At 65.7% G+C, this 616-nt stretch carries 1 protein-coding gene; it reads left to right on the top strand.

Annotated elements, in window-relative coordinates; genetic code table 11:
- Positions 1-194 precede the first annotated feature (194 nt).
- A partial coding sequence (locus NKH52_RS35440; RefSeq protein ID WP_352658238.1) for an aminotransferase class III-fold pyridoxal phosphate-dependent enzyme occupies positions 195-616 on the top strand: 422 nt, incomplete at its 3' end.

The raw sequence follows: 616 nt of genomic DNA on the forward strand, positions 1-616 counted from the left end.
GTGGCGGAAATCCTGGCTGAGGCGGGCAGCCCGGCGCGGTTGATACGCCATGGCATCCGCGACGAATACAGCCTGATCGCGCCGCCAACGCATCTCTACAAGCACTACCGGCTGGACGCGGCGGGGATCGAGGCCACCGTCCGCGAGGCCCTCGGCTGAGCGGCGGACAACCATAGCCATGCACGGACATAACGATGATCGATCAGAATAACACAGCCCGACTCATCGAGCGCGCCGGCGCGGTGATGCCGGGCGGATTGCTCAGCCCGAGCCGCAGGCTCGGCGCACCGCATGTCTTTGCCCGGGCGCAGGGTGCGTTTCTCTACGACGTCGAGGGACACCAGTACACCGACTTCCATTGCGGCTTCGGCGCCAACGTGCTTGGCCACTGTCATCCGGCGGTGCGTGAACGCATCGCTGCGGTCACGCAAGACATCGATCTTGTCGGTGCGGGAACGATGCGGCTGGAGATCGAGGTGGCGGAGGCGCTGGTCGACTGCATCCCTTGCGCGGATCTCGTCGCCTTCTGCAATTCGGGATCCGAGGCGACCTATCACGCCCTGCGCCTTGCCCGCGCCGCCACCGGTCGCAAGCGCATCATCAAGTTCCAAGGCGG

Source organism: Mesorhizobium sp. M1066 (genome assembly GCF_040318635.1).
Lineage (GTDB): Bacteria > Pseudomonadota > Alphaproteobacteria > Rhizobiales > Rhizobiaceae > Mesorhizobium.